The 14,070-nt window shown below is 52.5% G+C and carries 16 protein-coding genes; 8 read left to right on the top strand and 8 right to left on the bottom strand.

From position 1 onward, the window contains the following. Positions 1 to 94: 94 nt before the first annotated feature. The 3 genes from K3T83_RS39240 (at position 95) to K3T83_RS39250 (ending at position 2,982) form a co-directional block, all read left to right on the top strand. Complete coding sequence (locus tag K3T83_RS39240; RefSeq protein ID WP_220208589.1) at positions 95 to 577, top strand: Lrp/AsnC family transcriptional regulator; 483 nt, start codon at positions 95 to 97, stop codon at positions 575 to 577. A gap of 104 nt (positions 578 to 681) precedes the next feature. Further along, a complete protein-coding gene (locus K3T83_RS39245; protein WP_220208590.1) occupies positions 682 to 1,572 on the top strand; it encodes a DNA-3-methyladenine glycosylase family protein in 891 nt (296 codons plus the stop codon). A 192-nt stretch (positions 1,573 to 1,764) separates the two neighbouring features. Further along, entirely contained in the window at positions 1,765 to 2,982 is a 1,218-nt protein-coding gene (locus K3T83_RS39250) for a double zinc ribbon and FHA domain-containing protein (RefSeq protein ID WP_220208591.1), read from the top strand. Between the two features lie 13 nt (positions 2,983 to 2,995). Here K3T83_RS39250 and K3T83_RS39255 read toward each other — a convergent pair whose 3' ends face one another. Further along, complete coding sequence (locus K3T83_RS39255; RefSeq protein ID WP_220208592.1) at positions 2,996 to 3,328, bottom strand: hypothetical protein; 333 nt, start codon at positions 3,326 to 3,328, stop codon at positions 2,996 to 2,998. A gap of 229 nt (positions 3,329 to 3,557) precedes the next feature. Next, positions 3,558 to 3,920, bottom strand: a complete 363-nt coding sequence (locus K3T83_RS39260; protein WP_220208593.1) for a nucleoside triphosphate pyrophosphohydrolase family protein — start codon at positions 3,918 to 3,920, stop codon at positions 3,558 to 3,560. A gap of 211 nt (positions 3,921 to 4,131) precedes the next feature. On the opposite strand from K3T83_RS39260, the gene K3T83_RS39265 reads away from it, so the two are divergent. Both K3T83_RS39265 and K3T83_RS39270 read left to right on the top strand, forming a co-directional pair. Then, entirely contained in the window at positions 4,132 to 4,728 is a 597-nt protein-coding gene (locus tag K3T83_RS39265) for a TetR/AcrR family transcriptional regulator (RefSeq protein ID WP_220208594.1), read from the top strand. Positions 4,729 to 4,812: 84 nt separating this feature from the next. Next, positions 4,813 to 5,685, top strand: coding sequence for an LLM class flavin-dependent oxidoreductase (locus tag K3T83_RS39270; RefSeq protein ID WP_220208595.1), 873 nt, complete (start codon positions 4,813 to 4,815; stop codon positions 5,683 to 5,685). Between the two features lie 164 nt (positions 5,686 to 5,849). Here the strand turns inward: K3T83_RS39270 and K3T83_RS39275 are convergent, their stop codons facing one another. After that, complete coding sequence (locus K3T83_RS39275; RefSeq protein WP_220208596.1) at positions 5,850 to 6,776, bottom strand: dihydrodipicolinate synthase family protein; 927 nt, start codon at positions 6,774 to 6,776, stop codon at positions 5,850 to 5,852. A 296-nt stretch (positions 6,777 to 7,072) separates the two neighbouring features. Beyond that, entirely contained in the window at positions 7,073 to 8,380 is a 1,308-nt protein-coding gene (locus K3T83_RS39280; RefSeq protein WP_220208597.1) for an MFS transporter, read from the bottom strand. Positions 8,381 to 8,397: 17 nt separating this feature from the next. On the opposite strand from K3T83_RS39280, the gene K3T83_RS39285 reads away from it, so the two are divergent. From K3T83_RS39285 to K3T83_RS39295, 3 genes are all read left to right on the top strand, one after another. Continuing rightward, complete coding sequence (locus K3T83_RS39285) at positions 8,398 to 8,622, top strand: hypothetical protein (protein ID WP_220208598.1); 225 nt, start codon at positions 8,398 to 8,400, stop codon at positions 8,620 to 8,622. A 77-nt stretch (positions 8,623 to 8,699) separates the two neighbouring features. Then, complete coding sequence (locus tag K3T83_RS39290) at positions 8,700 to 9,437, top strand: FadR/GntR family transcriptional regulator (protein ID WP_220208599.1); 738 nt, start codon at positions 8,700 to 8,702, stop codon at positions 9,435 to 9,437. A 246-nt stretch (positions 9,438 to 9,683) separates the two neighbouring features. Further along, a complete protein-coding gene (locus K3T83_RS39295; protein WP_220208600.1) occupies positions 9,684 to 10,376 on the top strand; it encodes a potassium channel family protein in 693 nt (230 codons plus the stop codon). Between the two features lie 57 nt (positions 10,377 to 10,433). Here K3T83_RS39295 and K3T83_RS39300 read toward each other — a convergent pair whose 3' ends face one another. The 4 genes from K3T83_RS39300 to K3T83_RS39315 form a co-directional block, all read right to left on the bottom strand. Beyond that, positions 10,434 to 11,405: an alpha/beta fold hydrolase gene (locus tag K3T83_RS39300; protein WP_220208601.1), complete on the bottom strand. Its 972-nt coding sequence runs from the start codon at positions 11,403 to 11,405 to the stop codon at positions 10,434 to 10,436. A 361-nt stretch (positions 11,406 to 11,766) separates the two neighbouring features. Then, positions 11,767 to 12,378, bottom strand: coding sequence for an HD domain-containing protein (locus K3T83_RS39305; protein WP_220208602.1), 612 nt, complete (start codon positions 12,376 to 12,378; stop codon positions 11,767 to 11,769). Between the two features lie 86 nt (positions 12,379 to 12,464). Next, the gene (locus K3T83_RS39310; RefSeq protein WP_220208603.1) at positions 12,465 to 13,139 is read right to left on the bottom strand and encodes a hypothetical protein; all 675 of its coding nucleotides are present in this window, start codon (positions 13,137 to 13,139) and stop codon (positions 12,465 to 12,467) included. Between the two features lie 236 nt (positions 13,140 to 13,375). Next, on the bottom strand, positions 13,376 to 13,738 hold the full coding sequence (locus tag K3T83_RS39315) for a hypothetical protein (protein WP_220208604.1): 363 nt from the start codon (positions 13,736 to 13,738) through the stop codon (positions 13,376 to 13,378). Positions 13,739 to 14,070: the final 332 nt, after the last annotated feature.

Genomic DNA, 14,070 nt, shown 5'->3' on the forward strand with positions numbered 1-14,070 from the left:
TCGTAGATATAATAGCGAGAAAAAGAGAAGCTGTACAGAACAATTGGCAGGTGATATAGTAATAATACTTTACAAATGGAAAGGGAAAATGAATATGACCATCGATAGTCACGCTCTGTTGGACGATATCGGCTGGAGCATTCTTCGTGAGCTACAACTGGATGCGCGGCTCTCTTTTCACGAACTGGGCCGGCGCGTGGGATTGAGCGCGCCAGCTACCGCCGAGCGCGTACGCAAGCTGGAAGATAGCGGCATCATTACCGGCTATGGTGCCAGAGTGAACGCGCAGCGGGTCGGCCTGCCAATTACAGCCATTATCCGCATAACCACCCTCAAAGTAGCTCTCCCACAGCAGCCGGGCGACCTCATCACTATCTTCCCCGAAATGCTGGAATGCCATCGCGTCACCGGGACCGATAGCTATATTCTCAAGATAGTCGTTTCTTCGATTGCACATTTAGAGCAGGTCATCAACCGACTGGTTCCCTATGGAGAACCCGCCACCTCGATTGTCCTCTCTTCACTCGTCTCCGATGAAATCATCAAGCAAGAGGCAGTGAACAATGCATTATTATAATAAGGAACGGAATCGCTCAACGCTGTTGCCATACTGCTGTCACTCTCATCGGCTATACTCTCAACAGAAATAAGCAAGAGAAACAACTGGGGGGAGCAGCAACAATGGCACTTTATAGCAATACTGGAACACTCACGGTAACACCAATCTTTGATTTCGCTCAATCGCTCGAATTTATGCGCGGCTTTTCGCCAACGTCTGACGAACAGATCGTGACAAACACATCGCTAACGAAGGCCATCATGCTTGGGGAACGCTGCATCGCTTTTCGTGTGGAAGATGCAGGGAGTGTGGAAGCTCCAATGGTTCGCTACACACTTTTTTCAGAAGAACCCCTGGACGAAGCTATACAGAAGAAAGCAGTTGAGCAGATATCGTTCTTCCTCAGTCTGCAAGACGATCTGAAATCGTTCTATGCAATTGCTCAACAGGATGAGGACTTCGCTCCCGTACTTCTGCGCCTGTATGGTTTGCGGCAAGTCAAATTCCTGACGCTCTGCGAGATTGCCTGCTGGTCTGTCCTGATACAGCATCGAGCCATGCCCATTGCTCGCAAAATGAAGTACGCGCTGCTCGAACGCTACGGTGGCAGCATTACCGTAGAAGGACATACCTATCGGGCTTTTCCAGCATTTGAACAGCTCGGCGAGGCGAGCGAGGCAGAGTTTGCCGATACAATTAAAAATGCACGCAGCGCGCATTATCTGTATGAAGTCGTCCAGGCACTTTCCCGGCTGGACGAACACTTTTTGCGTACCGCTCCCTATGACGAGGCCGAAGCCACCCTACGAGCAATTAAAGGCATCGGTCCCTGGTCAGCAAACTTCATCCTGCTGCGTGGATTGGGCCGCATGGAGCGATTGGCGGCAGATATGAAACCGCTACAAGATGCTCGTAAAAGGATCTATCAACCCGAAGTCACGCTGGAGCAATTGCAACTACGCTACGGACAATATATTGGTTATTGGAGTTTTTACCTGCGCAACGCATCGTAATAATCCATATCGTATTTGCTCGCTTTACCGCTCAATTCGGAAATAGCGTGATAAAGCGAGCAAATACGACAGGCACAAGATTGCGTTTTGTTATATACTTGATTTTCTTGTTTCACATCCAGTACAATAGGCCTCACAATTACTCTGCATACTTTGTTCAGGCAACACTCAATCGTTAGAAGGGGCCGCGTGATGGAAACACGATTTTATCAGGCGCAGGAGCTTGACATACAGCGCATTGCATTTGAGCTGGCTAACCTGTTCCTTGCACAGGGCTATCAGGCGCAACATTTCGGTGATAAAGGGCATATGGTGGTGCAGCTGAGAAAAGGGGGAGATTTCGCAGCCATTGTTGGCATGCAGGCGGCGTTGACGCTCTCACTACATGGCACTCCTGGCGGCGTGATGGCTGTCATCGGGCAGCAGCAATGGGCCGATAAAGCTGCTGTTGGCGCGGTTGGCATGCTCATTCTCTGGCCGCTTGCCTTTACTGCCGGTGCAGGTGTAATACGACAGGCCAATCTCGTCAATCAGGTGCTTGCCACGCTGGATTCCGTCGTTCGTCAGCAGCAGGCCAACGTCCACATCGGACCGCCCCCGCCCCAACTGGTACAACAGATGCAAATGCAAATGCAACAACAGCCCGCGTATCCACCTCAACCAATGCAGCAACCGGCCTATCCTCCTCCTGGGCAATGGGCCACGCCAACCATCTATCCACCGCAGACGCCGCCTCCTGCCGCCTATCCAGCACAACGAACGCCACCTCCACCACCTCCGCCGGGTCATCACGCTCCTGCTGCTCCAGCTCCATCAAAGATACCATGTCCTCAGTGTCAGGCGCTAAACGATGCGGATAACCTCTTTTGCGCTCGATGTGGGAAGCCAATGCAGAAAAAAGAGGAGGAAACGCTCTGTCCCCGTTGCGAGGCAAAAGTGCCACCAGACGCGGCTTTTTGTACGAAATGTGGAGAAGCCCTCGCGCCTCCTGCACAAGCTGAGATCGCGGCTGCACCAACTACAGACGCAACTGTCGCGGTCAATATGACACCCGCAACGCAACTGGTTCAGCCCGAGCCAGTTGTCCAGGTGTGGGGCACGCTGCAATTTGCCGATGGAGACCCCGTTGAGCTGGCTGGCACGCGTATTACGATAGGACGTGTGAAGCCTGAGAGCAATGATGCAAAACCGGATATCAACTTATACTCCAGTCGTGCAGAGGCCGCCACCGTCTCACGCTCTCATGCCGTTATAGAGTTACAGGGCGACCAGTGCATACTGACCGATCTGACAAGCACCAATCACACGTTTATTAACAAGCAGCAGCTTGAACCTGACAAGCCAACGCCGTTTACGGATGGAGATTCACTTCAGTTTGGCAAAATAGCCTGTATCTTCAAAAAGGCATAACTACTTGCTCTGCCTATTCATCTCCTCGCGCTTTTGCAATCAGCAAATAGATGAGCAGGCAGAGCGCGCCTATCCCACAGCCCAGCATCAAGGGCGAAAACATGTCATACGACGAAGCCGGTTCCCACACGTCCGCCAGATTCGCCAGGATGACCAGCAGGCAGAGCAGTGCATAAATGATATCAGGTTGCCGATCCAGTGACACCTGCTCAAAAGCGACAGGCGCAATCCGCAAATACTTCACGCCAAGATAGAATATATAGCCGCCAACCAGCGTGAGGAGTAGGATAACCATCCATCCGTGAAAGAGCGATATCTGGAACAGTGCCAATGTGCCAATCAACAACGCGCTTCCTCCTCCTGACAATACAGTAAACAACTAGCGTACCATGATCTGTTTCACTTTCACCATCCCTGGTTTCTCAACCATTCATTTACTTGTTTATCACACGTTCTATATCACCGAATCGTTTCTCATTGCGCCGAGAACGGGGCGAGAAAAAGCCGCCAGCGCGAGAAACTGACTATTGCTCTCGGCTGACGGCGCGCTGATGAAGACGGTCACGTTGATAAGGCTACGGCGTACCTCTTTCAGGCATTTCCCCTGTCTCGTTCTCCATGTCTTGCAACTTTGCCAGATTTCCCCATCCCTCCTGAATCAGATCATTCCAGGCCCGTTCGAGGTCGATGTGATAATAATCGCTGATCGAAATCAATATATACAGCACATCGCTAATATCATGTGCAAGACGAACCGTTGTACCTGAACGGGCCGGACGCTTGCCCTCGGTGACAAGGATGCCTCCAGCGAGGGAACCAGACACGCGGCACAGTTCCGCCATGAGCGTCTGAGGACCACTAAAGACCTGTGGGCCAAGCTGGTCTTGAACACTTTTTGTGAAATGCCGGGTATCTTCGATCATCTTCTCAATTTCCATTGTGTCATTGAAACGCCTTTCGCGTCTCACTCCTTTCTTTCGCTTAAAACATACATTCGTTGCTTGACTGTGCAACGTTCATCGCTCATACTAGAGTGCGTCAGCCCCACAAGCAATAATCAACTATTCGTTTGTGTTGATTAATAGACAAAAGAGCAAAACTGCTCAGGAATTCCTGGCGAAACAGGAGTATGCGAAAGGAACACGGGCGATGACAACTGCAAAAAAACACATGGATCGACGCACGCGGCGAACACGCCTGGCCTTGCTGCAAGCGTTTAGAGAGGTCGTGCGAGAGAAGGGCTTCGCGGCAACAAGTGTGCAAGAAGTAACAGAGCGAGCCAACATCAATCGAGGCACGTTTTATCTACACTTCACCGATAAATACATGCTGGTGGATGTGTTTCTGCGCGAGCATTTTCAAGATCTCCTCTCACATACGCTCTCTTCAACTGCTCGCTGGGATAGGAAAAGCCTGCGATTGCTCATTGAGACACTATTGAAGTATTTCGAGAGCAAATACCACCATGAACGTCATCTACCACAGGCCATTGCTCCATTAGTCGAGCAAACTATCCATGACGAATTGAGCAGCTATCTTCTGATCTGGTTGCGACAGAGTCCTTGCGATCCCACACAATGGCGCGTGCCAATGGAGGTTGTTGCTCGTATCGTGAGCTGGGCGATCTTTGGTACAGTTCTCCAATGGAGCCAGGAGGAGTCAACAGCATCAATAGAGCAAATGACCAATCACATTCTCTTCGTCGTTCTGGAAGGAGTGGCACATCTGGCTCCCCTTCCAGAATAGAATAGTTCTTCAATATAATAGAGAGGAGAGCAGGCGTCCCATCCAGCATAGCGAGATGGCGCTTGCATTAATTGAGGAGTTTTCATGATACGTTATGGAGTTTACGTTCCCCAGTTTGGACCTTATGCAGATGTACAACTGCTAGCAGAACTGGCACATGAAGCAGAAGAGGCGGGGTGGGATGGTTTCTTTCTCTGGGATCAGGTGTCGAAAACGACCCTGACACCAACCTTCGATCCGATGATCGATCCCTGGATCGCGATGGCGGCAATTGCGTTGCGCACGAAAACGCTGCGCCTGGGGCCGCTTGTGACGCTATTGCCGCGCCGTCGTCCCTGGATGCTGGCACGAGAAACGGTGACGCTAGATCATCTCTCAAACGGGCGGCTGGTCCTGGGCGTCGGATCAGGGGGAGGCTACTATGACTTTGAAGCGCTGGGAGAACCCACTGACCCTAAAATACTGGCCGCGCTGCTCGACGAAGGACTTGAGGTACTAAGCGGTCTGTGGAGCGGCGAGCCATATCATCACGAGGGGGCATATTATCATATCAAGGAAGCGCAGTTCTTGCCGCGTCCGGTCCAGTCGCCACGCATCCCCGTCTGGGTCGCGGGCATGTGGCCGGCAAAAGCTCCCTTCCGTCGCGCTGCACGCTGGGACGGCGTAGCTCCCATCGGTCGTGACCTGCCGTTGAACGCCATGCTCTCGCCGCAGGAGATAGGCGAGATCGTACAATATATCGAGGTGCAACCAGGATATACGACGCCATTCGAGGTAGTCCACTCCGGCATCTTAGCAGGCACAGATAGGGCCGCTGATCGAGCGCTGGTGGCCGAATATGAGGCAGCGGGCGTCACATGGTGGGCAGAGAAGATTTTGCCGGAGCGCTGGGGCAGCTGGGCCGACTGGCCCCTGGACGCCATGCGCGCACATATTCGTCAGGGACCACCCCGCTAATTTCGCCAATTTCGCTTATTTATTATGAATTTGCACAAGCAAAAGCGGGAACCTCGCCTGGTTGTAGTCGAGCGATTTCTCGCGGGGGAAGCACACGGCAACCCGCGAGAAATCGCTCGACTACAACCGGATGGGGATTTCCCAATGCTGGCAGTGAAAACTCATTATAATAAGTTCGCCGTAATTAATGCCTGACGCACGCGTTCCACCTCTTCGGCATTCAACTGGATCGATGGGCGACCGGTAATATTGGTAGCGATCACGCCGCGTAGCTTGAGAGCGGTTTTGAAGCCCCCCATCGCGGAGGAACCGATGCCCATGCGCGGCAAGCCAACGGAGACGATATCGAAGAGGCGAAACAGCCGCTCCTGTTCGCGGCGTGCAAGCTGCCAATCACCCGCCTGAGCTGCCTGATAGAGCCGCATGTAGCCAGCAGGATCGATGTTGCCCAGGCCGGGAACACAGCCGTTCGCACCAAACAGCAACGCCGCATCGACAAGCAGTTCTGAGCCAGTAAATAGCGAGAAATCGGCACGACCTCCAAGCGCCAGGAGCAGAGCGCGAAAATTGGCCTCGTCTCCGCTACTATCCTTGATGCCGCGAATGACGCCATCTTCGGCCAGGCGCAGCATCGTTTCGCGAGCAATCTTTGTGGAGACTGCCGAGGGGATATCGTACGCAAACAAGGGAAGATCAACGGCAACATGCACGAGCCAGAAATGCTCGCTAATCTCGCTCTGGCTGATCCGGGTATAGAATGGCGCGGTCAACACCAGAGCGTCCGCACCGAGGCGACGGGCAGTTTGAGCATGCTCTACAACGCGTGCGGTGGTCATGTCGAAGATCCCGGCCAGCACCGGCACCTGCCCGCCGACCGTTCGCACCGCCACCTCGATCACCGTCGCACGCTGCTGATCCGTCAGAAACGCCGCCTCCCCGGTGGAACCGAGCACAAAGATACCATGCACGCCGGCTGCTAACTGAAACTCGATCAAACGTTCGAGCGATGCAACATCAACCTCAAATGATGGGGTGAACGGCGTGCTCAAAGGAGGCACGATCCCCCCAAAGTCTTCGGGCAGGTGAGCCATTTTTAGAATCTCCACTTTCTCTATATGTTTTTCAAATCTACCATCGTAATTGCGCAATAATTGGTGCTTGGAAGAGAAGGTTTCCCTCCACCCGTAGCGACAAGGAGCGGTGTGGAGGGGACGTGGGGGCCTTGCGCTTGTCGCTCTCGCCACACCGTTTGTCTGTTTCTCAATCCCAGACCCAACGGCGACAAGCGCAAGGCCCCCACCAAGACCCCCAACACCCCTTGTCGCTACGAGAAACTCAACCTTCTTTGCCTCTGCACTATTCTTCTTTCAATTGACGAAATTATCATTTACCCGGCAGGTTGCGGGTTGTGCGTCTCGTCTATCTGTTCCGTATCATCGCTAAACTCTGCAATTGCGGCAGTTGCGCGACGGGAGACGCGGCCTGGCAGGTTGGAGGCGACAATAGCGATGACCACCAGCGTCCAGAAGAAGGTGAGCGCGGCCAGCGCGTTGCCCAGGCCAATCTGTGATGCCAGCGCCGTTCCCAAAATGGGTGCGACAGCTCCGCCCAGCGCTCCAAGATTATAGCCAACGCCCAGCGCTGCTCCGCGCACCTCAGTTGAGAAATGCTCTGACATGTACTTCGGGTGCAGCCCCGATATGCCGATACTGGTAAACTCCAGTAGAAAAACCAGCGCTCCAAGCAAGAGGATGGCGGAATGACCGAGCCAGAAAATCGGGATAATCAAGACCAGCGAGACTAACAGCGTGTAGATGTAGGCCCGGCGTGTGCCCACCCAGTCGCCCAGGAAGCCCGCCCAGAGCGTGCCTAGCAGATAGCCAAAGTTCGCAAGGAACATAATCTGGCCGACCCCGACTGGATCAAACCCGGTCGTTTTGAGGTAGGTTGGCAGCAGCGATTGAATAGGCCAGTTCATCATAAATGCAGAAAAGATAAAAAAGATAATTGTGAGCAGCACAGGCAACCACTGCCCGGAGAGCAGTTGAAAGAAGGAGATGCCTTTCGCTGTGTTGCCCCGCTCCTTCGCCTTATCCCACTCGGCGCTCTCAGGCAAGTTGGTACGCATGTAGAGAGTGACAAACACAGGAATGATGCCAAGATAGAACAGCCAGCGCCAGCCCCCATGAGTGACGATAAAGGGATAGATCAGCGAAACGACGATGCTACCAACGGTATAGCCTGAGAGCAGAAAGCCGCTCGCCTTGTTGCGAATACGCTTTGGCCAACTTTCCAGCACATAGGTCGCGCTGGCACTGTATTCACCAGCCATCCCCAGGCCAACGATCAGACGGAAAGCGAAGAGTGACCAGTAGTTCCAGGCAAAGCCACAGAGGAAGGTGCCAAGCGCATAGAGCCAGATGCCAGCAATCATCGCTTGCTTGCGCCCGATGCGATCCGCAATACTGCCAACAACGGCCCCGCCGATCCAGCGACTGATAAAAGCCGCGCTAATCAGCGTGCTGGCCGTAACGAGATCGAGGTGAAATTCCTGCTCAATGTTGGTCAGAACATAGGTAATGATGACAAAATCAAAACCATCCAGGGCATAACCCATCCAGGCCGCCCAGAAGCCACGAATCTGTGCCCCCGATAGTTCTTTGTACCAGGGCAGCCTTGCCGCATTCGTCGCCATTGCAGAACCTCCTTCTTTTGAAAAGGCTACTACACACAAATACGTACTTACATCTGCTCGTCCATACGTCAGGACTGCGTGTCGTCATCCCCGTCGTAGTCGAGCGATTTATCGCGGGGCGCTCGTTATGCAATCTACCCCGCGATAAATCGCTCGACTACGACGGGGTTCCCTATTTACGACAACGAGAGCACATGCAGGTCCAGCATGCGGATGAGCATGGTATAATAGAAACGAACTGATTTTCAGTTACTTGTAGGATGTCCTACAAGTTGATATGATTATTGTAACCAATAAGAGGCGAGGAAATCAAGGGTTGATGTCCATCTCAAATACAGGTCTGCGTGGAGAGCTGTTGCAGCAGGCCATTCAGGAGCAGATCAAGCAATTTATCATCGAGCAACACCTGGAAAGTGGGGCCGAACTACCGAGCGAAACGGAGCTTGCCAGCCACCTAGGGGTCAGCCGCAACGCAATCCGGGAAGCGCTGAAGGTGCTGCAAACACTGGATATCGTCGAGACGCGTCATGGGCAGGGATCATTTGTTGGGCGTTTCTCGCTGAATGCTCTGGCGGATGGTCTGGCTTTCCGCATTTTATTCGATGTGAAGCGAGATTTACGTACATTACGAGAATTACTGGAAATTCGTCAGGTGCTGGAATGTGGGTTGGTGAGCCGCCTCGCGGAGCAGGTGACAGCAGAGCAACTTGCCAGGCTCGACGAACTGGTTCAGGCCATGAGTGAGAAAGCGCAGCAGGGCCAGATCTTTCCCGAGGAGGACCGCGCCTTCCATGTTGCCCTTTACCAACCACTCAGCAATCACCTGATGATCCAGATCTTGCAAGCGTTCTGGGACGCCTTTCATAGCGTGCGCGATCTGTTGCCGGGCAATGTGAAATCACCTATCGCAACCGTCAAGGTTCACCAGCGCATCGTTGACACGCTTCAGGCTGGTAACGGCTCCGCAGCGGCAGAAGCGATGGCAGCTCATTTCGCCGAGATTCAGGCCCGTCTCGCGACAGAAAACAGCGCTGCTTCTTCGCTAGAAGATTGTTAGCCCTTGCGCAACCTTCGCACAGGCTTTAGCTGCTACTGGCTCTCATCTTATTCTTTGTCGCACGCTCGGAAGATCTTTTACATGTGCTTGCAGACAAGCTAGCGAATCAGTACAATTATTCGTATTGAGATGATTGTCGTAGATCTCAGTAGTGCCAGGGCTGCTCGTGCCGTGTTTGAGGAGACGTAGCGGCGGGAGTTGACCGTTGATATCCTGATCAATGATGCTGGCTAAGGAGGAGATAAGATGAACAACGCTCCTGTTGAGGCCACAGCTCAGAATACCCACCTGCTCAAGCGCATCTGGAATGACGAAAGCTATGGTCTTGTGCTTGTGCTGATTGTGAGTGTCTACGTGCTTCTCGAAGCCGCTCCCACTACTGCCTTGACACACTTCGTCGCCAACGTGCTTATTGGGACCGGGTTCGTCATCATACTCAGAGTCGCTCGCGTGCGTATCCAGGTCTCTCTCGCTACGATTCTCCTGATTGCGATTGTGCTGGTCTTCTCTCTTGCTTTGAGCGGTGCAGACCGGTCGCTCGTGTTCCCTAAATTCATCGAGACTGTCCTGCTGGCCCTTGCCTCATTAGCCATCGTTTTCAGAATTCTGAAAGATCCCCTTGTCACTTCGGAGACGATCTTTGGTGCCCTGAGTGTCTACCTGATGATAGGGATGTTGTTCGCCTCCGCCGACGCCGTCCTCGGCGACTTTACCGCCTTTTTCGTCTCCGCTGGCAATTCCAGCATGAAGGACTACCTCTACTTTAGTTTCATCACGCTTTCCACGGTGGGCTATGGCGACCTCGTGCCAAAGGGAAACCTGCCGCGCACATTCGCCGTAATCGAGGCCATCCTCGGGCAACTGTACCTCGTGACGGTTGTAGCTCTGCTTGTCAGCAACTATATCAGGCGACAACCGCCACCTCCGCTGACAAGGTGATAATGCCATAACAGTATCATAGGCCCGGTTCCGGTTAGGGTGATCTCTGATGCTGCTCTATTTCATCCATTCTGAGCTAAAATGCTCTTGCAAGTAAATTTTGCGCAAAAAGCGTCTCACAGCCGGAACCGCAACTTCATTGGACAGAACAGTGAAGTGATCGGCGTCGTAGACCGTCACCAGGCGCGCGTGTGGCATCCTTCGAGCGAGTTGCTCTGATTGTGCAAACGGCACCTCGATATCATCGGTGCCGTGCAGCAGCAGCGTCGGCGCAATGATGTCTCGCACAGGGTAATGTGGTAGATCGGCAAACTGCTCCATGTCGTTTTCGTAGCCAAATTCGCGCAATTCACTCAATGAGAGTGATGATAACATTTCGCGAGCATTGCCTATTTCAGCTTCTACATCAGGTGGTAATTGTTTACTGAGCGTGAGCAGTAGATAGAGGGTGGGATCTGAAGCCAGCAAGCGATCTATCACACGCTTGCGCTGCCGCGTTGCCCAGGGTAGGGCGCGATAGGTCTCGTCCTCCGAATAGCTTTGCGAGAGGGCAGCAATCATAACCAACCCACGACAGCGCTCAGGATGCCGCAACGCAAATTGCAGCGCCGATGGGCCTCCACCCGAAATGGCAATGACAACCACCTCTGGGATGTTCAGTATGTCGAGGAGCTGAGCGTAGAGATCGGCCTGTTCTTCGGGCGTTCTGCCACTAACCAGCGGCGTGCGCAGATAACCGGGCCGCGAGGGAGCAATCACGCGATAGTCTTGCAGTTCGAGGAAATGAGCCAGCGCAATGGCCTGGTCGTACCCACCGGGGCTGCCATGCAGAAGCAGCAGTGCCGGGCCTTCTCCTTCCAGGCGATATTCCACTAAACCCTGTGGCGTTTTGATTGACTGACTGTCAGCTTCCAGGCGCTCTCTTAGCTGCCGCCTCCAATGCTGGTAATGCTGTCCAATCGTCGCGGCAGCCGTAGTTGTAATGCCGAGCGCACCTCCAATGAGCAAAGATCTGAGTGGGAAACGCATAAACCACCTCTTAGGATAAAAAGATCAACACCTCCCTCTATTGTACCTCATTGACAGACTGTTCATACTAGTAGCATTGCATGTATAGACTTCTCTATGTAGTCAAGAGAAGAGCATATCCCATCATCCAGCATAACAGCTCGGGATAAAAGTGTGATTCCTCTTTCCAGAAAAGCTATACATGCGTCGATTACTATAATACCTGACCCTTTACAAAAGCGCTTGTAAATTCTTGCTGATTTCCAAAAAAATTAATTTTTACGAACTAACGCGGGAACCCAACATTCTCTGCCCCCTCAATTCCCGGATGCACCAATGATCGCTCCGCTACGAATGGGGTTCCCGCTTTTGATAGGAATTGTCAGTGGCTTTGTAGAAAGCTGCCAACGGACTTCAACTCTTGCAGCCAGCAGGATGTAATCAACAGCAACGGCTCCTGCGGCAGTTCCGCTCTGAGGACGGCAAGGCGTTGCTGCATCGCCTGTATCATCTGCTGCTGAAACCAGAGAACGGAAGCTTTGTCGGCGCGGAACCCGATAAATGCTTCATCGCCACGCAACATGACGTTATAACCTACCTCGCGTGCATTTTGCAGCTTATCGGCGACCATAATCATAAACGCACCCAGCGAAAGATGCTCGACGCGTTGCAGGGCCGCAACTTTCCGCTCACGCCAGGGCGCTTTGCTGGCTCCTCCCGTTCCCGGCTCAGTACATTCTTCGACGAGGGCGAGGACCGTAGCACCCAGTTGCTCCTCAATGCTAGTGCGCGTCTGGTTTCCCTGATCCTCGATGGCATCGTGCAGCAGTGCAGCCGCCACCACCTCTTCAGGCGCGCCGCTCGCCATCACCATTCCCGCAACCTCCATCAGATGACTGAGATAGGGAACGCGCGGCACAAAGGACGCTTTACGAACCTGTTTGGCGTGCAGTTCAGATGCCAGCAAAAATGCGCGAGAAACGAGAGATAGCATGTCTTTTCTTCCTTTCCGACATGTATTAGATATCTATTACATAGCTATGTAACAGATATCTAATACATTTGTCAAGGTGTACGAAGTTATGTGGAGGTTTTTTGTCGCACCCGCTGAATGGCTATTTCCATCGCCTGACACTCCTCTCGATACGAGGTTTCGGGATCGGTCTGTCGCCAACTGCCTGGCGTGGCTGCTCGCTGCGTCCATTTCGCCACTGCCGCAGCCAGCGCCTCTTCGTCCGTCAAATCAGCTCGTTCAGCGTAGCGAGATACTATATCGTTAAAAACGCCCTCGTCGCGATCATAGAGGAATTCCAGTGCTGCATAATAGAGAACGCTACACATTTTGTGCTGTACTTTTTGCATATCACATTCACCACGCCTCATCTCCTCTTCTACCACCGCGAACTCGCTGGCTTTGCGCAAGAGGTCCAGCTGCAACGCTCCCCGTGCCTTGATCTTGCCGATACCGCGCCGTTCGTTCGCAATTTGTATGCCCGCCTTCTCTAGCGCGATGATTGCGGCATGGTGCCTGGGATATTCTGAAAGAAACAGGCGTTGAATGTCGGCGGGATCAACCTTCTCGAACTGTGTGATGAGCCAGCGCACAACCTTTTTGATGTTATCGTTGGTCGGCTTGATATCCAGCGATTCCAGCAGGGTCGCCAGCCGAGCCGCCTCAGCTTTGGTCAGCCGGTACGATCCCTGAATTTCGCTCCCTGGCTTGCGATTATAATCGTGTCGTACTTCTTCTTCCATCTTATTGGCCTCATTCATACAAAGAAAAGAATGCCTCAGAATTCTAACACATTTCCTCGGGTGTGTCGTCACCGCAACAAGAAAGAAAGATGAATATATGAAATTGCTGTGGTCGGGAAACGTTGAGAGCCTCGCCCGCCACCTGGAGGCTCCCACAATAAATCGTCGGACGATGATGGTGAGGAGATCACTGCCGGGGGAAGGTGTGTCAGTTCCCTCCCCATGCTCTGCTGAAGCTAAGGAGTCAATACCACTATATATTCATAGGGGTCTTCGGGATCGAGGCGCACTTTGACAGGGCCGCCAACGTGAATATGCTCCGGCACTTCGGGCAGTGGAGCGCTGGTGAATAAGTAGCTTCGCTGGTTGGCGTCGTTGATCCATTCCGCTTTGATGAAATAGCGTTTGCCAAATTCGGTTATGGTCGGATTCACCAATATTGTTTTCTCTTCTATTTCCAGAACAGTTGCACTGATAGTTTCTCCATTTAGCCCTGTTTGCGGTTCCTGGCTCTCTTGTCCTCTTCTGCGAAAAACGAATACTGCAACAGCCGCAACAATAATAATCAGCACAACAACAACAATAATACCTGCTTCCATAGTGGCAGTTTTTTACTCCCTTGCTGACAATTTGTTTACCTGATGATTTCAATCTGTAGATATAGTATCACAATTAGATCAGGTAACGTTTTCTACCATGTTTTGAAAAGCAGCATGCTATCAACGGCGAAGGACGCTATACCTGGCTTCACGCCGCCTGTCGATCTGCGCTGATAACGTCCTCTGCATCTTCAAACGCGTCTTTGCGTCAGAAACAACGCTCTTTTGTCACAAAGGTTGTGTTTTATTCTCTCACATGATTGTTACACAACCAAACAAAGTAGCACTATCGGGTTGTGTAACAATCGTAACTATCCATACAATTGTACCAT

The organism is Reticulibacter mediterranei, from assembly GCF_016587455.1.